Origin of the sequence: Vibrio sp. V03_P4A6T147 (assembly GCF_002241085.1) — a bacterium.
GTDB lineage: Bacteria > Pseudomonadota > Gammaproteobacteria > Enterobacterales > Vibrionaceae > Vibrio > Vibrio anguillarum.
The window spans coordinates 1-3,800 of sequence record NZ_NDIO01000342.1 but is presented as its reverse complement, the minus strand read 5'-3'; the positions used below and the strand labels follow the sequence as shown (position 1 = coordinate 3,800).

At 42.9% G+C, this 3,800-nt stretch carries 5 protein-coding genes; 4 read left to right on the top strand and 1 reads right to left on the bottom strand.

Going from position 1 to position 3,800, the window contains the following annotated elements; all coding sequences use genetic code 11:
- Positions 1–3: 3 nt before the first annotated feature.
- From B9J84_RS13305 to B9J84_RS13290, 4 genes are all read left to right on the top strand, one after another.
- On the top strand, positions 4–375 hold the full coding sequence (locus tag B9J84_RS13305; RefSeq protein WP_094124335.1) for an NADH:ubiquinone oxidoreductase: 372 nt from the start codon (positions 4–6) through the stop codon (positions 373–375).
- Between the two features lie 200 nt (positions 376–575).
- Positions 576–815, top strand: a complete 240-nt coding sequence (locus B9J84_RS13300) for a hypothetical protein (protein WP_017046015.1) — start codon at positions 576–578, stop codon at positions 813–815.
- A 164-nt stretch (positions 816–979) separates the two neighbouring features.
- Positions 980–1,984, top strand: a complete 1,005-nt coding sequence (locus B9J84_RS13295; protein ID WP_017046016.1) for a response regulator — start codon at positions 980–982, stop codon at positions 1,982–1,984.
- A 2-nt stretch (positions 1,985–1,986) separates the two neighbouring features.
- Positions 1,987–2,424, top strand: a complete 438-nt coding sequence (locus tag B9J84_RS13290; protein WP_017046017.1) for a PAS domain-containing protein — start codon at positions 1,987–1,989, stop codon at positions 2,422–2,424.
- A 78-nt stretch (positions 2,425–2,502) separates the two neighbouring features.
- On the opposite strand, the gene B9J84_RS13285 is transcribed toward B9J84_RS13290, so the two are convergent.
- The gene (locus tag B9J84_RS13285; protein ID WP_017046018.1) at positions 2,503–3,504 is read right to left on the bottom strand and encodes a 2-hydroxyacid dehydrogenase; all 1,002 of its coding nucleotides are present in this window, start codon (positions 3,502–3,504) and stop codon (positions 2,503–2,505) included.
- Positions 3,505–3,800: the final 296 nt, after the last annotated feature.

Sequence of the window (3,800 nt, the reverse complement as noted above, 5' to 3'; positions counted from 1 at the left end):
AACATGAAACTAATACTGATTTTAATGGCGTCTGTCTCGGCGGGTGTGGCCTCTGCTGATCACTTTCATTCATTTTTGCTTGGGCTTTACATCGCGTCACTCGCAGTAGGCAGCTGTTACTGGTTTGCGTTTCGAAGTACTAAAGTGCCGGAGTTTGCCCTTTTTCTTCTCATCTGTGGGCTTCTTGCTAAATTGACAGTGACCATTATCGGTGTTGCGTGGGGGATATCGGCGCAATTGATCACATCGCCTTTTATCTTTGCTTTGTCGTATCTCTTCTTCTCTATTGTCGTGACATACCTCTGGTTCAGTTATCGAGATAAATTAACCTCTGCAATCTCTAAAACAACGGCGCATCACGCGCAGCGCACTTAATACATAGAGTCCTTATGCGTAACTTACGCGCAAGATGCTTAATGTGATAGCGAACTAAATTATTTCTGTTAATGCAAAAGGGCTTCCTCACTGGGCCCTTTTGGTGCTTTTGCACTTTAGACTTTTGTCCAAGAGTGGCGCTCATCTTTTCGATATACACTATTAGCAATGATTATTTATCTCCTGAACAAGGAAGTACTATGGGCATTGGATTATTTTGGGCAGAGAAAGTTATCTTAATACTGGGTATCATTTTTATTCTGACGAGTATTGTGCGGTATGGTAAACGTAGCCATGACTGGAAAGGTGTCATCACGATGTTTTATCGTCGCATTCCCATGTCAATTGAGGAATATAAGTGGTACCGCTTGGGAGTGGCATTCATTGTTACCGCTATTGTGTTGCGGATTGCTGTACTGACCTTCTGGCCCTCACTATGAGGTTTAAATGAGCGAGCATTGTTGCTTGCTAACCGATGTTTCGCTTGAGTGTGTAGCCTTTTATGACCCCTAAAACTTTTTAATTAATTTTTTGCGCAACTCGCATCTACGCGAGGTTTAGGTATACACTCTATTTATCGAATTAATAAATAGAAGGTGATTACATGTCTTTCCCCGTACTCATCTGTGATGACTCTGCACTGGCTCGGAAGCAGATGGCTCGTTCACTTCCCGCCTCTCTAAACGCCGATATTACTTTCGCAGTCCATGGTTTAGATGGCATCAAAAATCTTGAAGAGCATGATTTTAAATTAATGTTCCTCGATTTAACTATGCCTGAACTGGACGGCTACGGAACGCTAGAAGAGATGCAACGCAGAGGGATGACAACGCCTGTTGTTGTTGTTTCTGGTGATATACAGCCGAAAGCGAAAGAGCGAGTATTGGCGTTAGGGGCGCGTGCTTTTATTCAAAAGCCGATTGATAAGGACGTGTTAAATAGCGTACTACGAGAATTAGTCGAACCGCCAACACAGCCTCGTATCGTTACGCCTATCTCTGTTGAACTACCTATCTTAAAACGTCGTGACATCTATATGGAAGTTGCGAACGTTTCGATTGGTCGAGCAGCTGATGCTCTGGCGCGACACTTTGATGTATTTGTTCATTTACCGCTACCAAACGTCAATATTTTTGAAGTGAGTGAGCTACATATGGCACTTCGTGACTTGGCGGAAAATGATCAAGTTTCTGGTGTATGTCAAGGCTTTAGCGGTGAAGGCATTGCAGGTGAAGCACTGGTGCTCTTGAGTGATTCCAGTGTTTCTGACCTGAAAAAATTAATGAAAGTGCCAGCAGACAGTGAAGAGCTTGAAGAATTAGAACTGTTAATGGATGTATCAAACATATTAGTTGGTTCTTTTCTGAATGGATTAGGCGAGCAATCGGAGGTGCGTTTTTTTCAAAGCTCTCCAGTATTGCTTGGGCAACACATCTCCATTGACTCTGTGATCAATTCAACCGCTGGATCATTTAAAAAAACGATGACGTTTGAAGTGAGCTACAACATTGATCAAACGACGATCCGCTGTGACTTGCTCTTTATGTTTGTCGATGAGTCTCTTCCGTTGCTAGACAGTAAATTAGCGTACTTGATGGAGGATTTTTAACGATGAATCTCCCTGCAGAATTTGAACAGTTCCACTGGATGGTGGATATGGTGCAGAATGTCGATATGGGGCTGATCGTGATTAATCGTGATTACGAAGTGCAAGTGTGGAATGGATTCATGACACACCACAGCGGTATTCAAGGGCACGATGCGATTGGTAAAACCATTTTTGAACTGTTTCCTGAAATCCCCCAAGAGTGGTTTAAGCTCAAAACTAAACCTGTGTATGACTTAGGTTGTCGTAGTTTTATTACTTGGCAGCAGCGCCCATATCTCTTCAAATGTCGTAATGTTCGCCCTGTCACTCAGCAAGCCGATTATATGTACCAAAGCATTACTTTAAACCCGATGCGAACCACGACGGGTAAAATTAACTCATTGTTTTTATCAATACAGGATGCCACATCTGAAGCGTTAGCCTCTTTACAAATACGTTGATAGAATCAGGGTTTTAATGATTTCGAAGCCTCCTTTTGGTGTTTCATCAAGGAGGCTTCATGTTAGTGATGGGTTCAATTAATCAAGCGTTACAAGCTCATTTCCGCAACGTTGATTGTTTGCAAAGGCACGAATGTTATCCAAAGTTGTCTGAGCGATATTGTGTAGTGCATCTTCAGTCAAAAAGGCTTGATGTCCTGTAAATAGTACATTGTGGCAAGCCGATAGGCGTCTGAATACATCATCGACAATCACATCATTCGACTTATCTTGGAAGAAAAGATCCTTTTCATTGTCGTAAACATCTAAACCAAGAGCGCCGATACGACCTTGTTTCAGTGCTTCAATTGCTGCAACTGAGTCGAGTAATTCACCTCGGCTGGTGTTTACAATCATCACGCCATCTTTCATTTGGGAAAATGCGTGGCTGTTGAGTAAATGGTAGTTCTCTGGCGACATTGGGCAGTGAAGCGTAATCACATCACTTTGTTGGTAGATTTCCTCAAGGCTGCAGTAAGTTGCACCGAGTTCAATCGCCAGAGGGTTCTGATAAGGGTCGAAGCACAGTACCTTCATTCCCAACCCTTTCAAAATACGCATTGTGGCGATACCAATTTTTCCTGTGCCAACAACTCCCGCGGTTTTACCGAAGAAGTTAAACCCGACCAACCCTTCTAGTGAGAAATTAGCGTCTCGGGTGCGCTGGTACGCCTTGTGAAAGCGGCGGTTCAAACACATCATCATTCCTACTGTGTGCTCTGCCACCGATTCTGGTGAATATGCGGGCACTCGCACCACTTGAATACCCAGCTCTTTTGCGGCATCGAGATCGACTTTATCAAATCCGGCACAGCGCATTGCGATAAGCCTCGTCCCATTTTCATACAATTGGCTCAATACTGGGCGACTTAAGTCGTCATTCACAAAGGCACACACCACAGTGCATCCTTGGGCCATTTTAGCTGTGGCTGGGGTGAGTCGAAAATCGTGAAAGTGCAGCGAGAAGATCTTTGTATCACTGACCTCTGAGAAAGAACTCGCGTCATAAGATTTTGCGCTGAAAAATGCAATGTTGATCATGTTCTCTTCCTAATTAGACTTATAATTTTCACTATAAATACGCCTAATATCACAGAAAATAAACCACAAAATAACTATGTCTTTGGGATGGTAGGAGTTGCGGTGTGATGTCACTAAAATCGAAAACGGACGGATTAATGATAAAAATTCACCACAATCTGTAAAAATCGCCGATAGAAATGTCTGAGTCACCTCTTCTGTGAATGTGATTTCCCTCACATTTTCGGCGCAATGCTGAACAAGGTAACGTTTGCTTATTGTATGAAAGCTTTCGCTAAAATGATGCGTTCTTTAAT

Excerpts from the sequence above, each read along its gene's own strand:
- B9J84_RS13305 (WP_094124335.1), top strand. The coding sequence starts at position 4 with ATGAAACTAATACTGATTTTAATGGCGTCTGTCTCGGCGGGTGTGGCC.
- B9J84_RS13300 (WP_017046015.1), top strand. The coding sequence starts at position 576 with ATGGGCATTGGATTATTTTGGGCAGAGAAAGTTATCTTAATACTGGGT.
- B9J84_RS13295 (WP_017046016.1), top strand. The coding sequence starts at position 980 with ATGTCTTTCCCCGTACTCATCTGTGATGACTCTGCACTGGCTCGGAAG.
- B9J84_RS13290 (WP_017046017.1), top strand. The coding sequence starts at position 1,987 with ATGAATCTCCCTGCAGAATTTGAACAGTTCCACTGGATGGTGGATATG.
- B9J84_RS13285 (WP_017046018.1), bottom strand. The coding sequence starts at position 3,504 with ATGATCAACATTGCATTTTTCAGCGCAAAATCTTATGACGCGAGTTCT.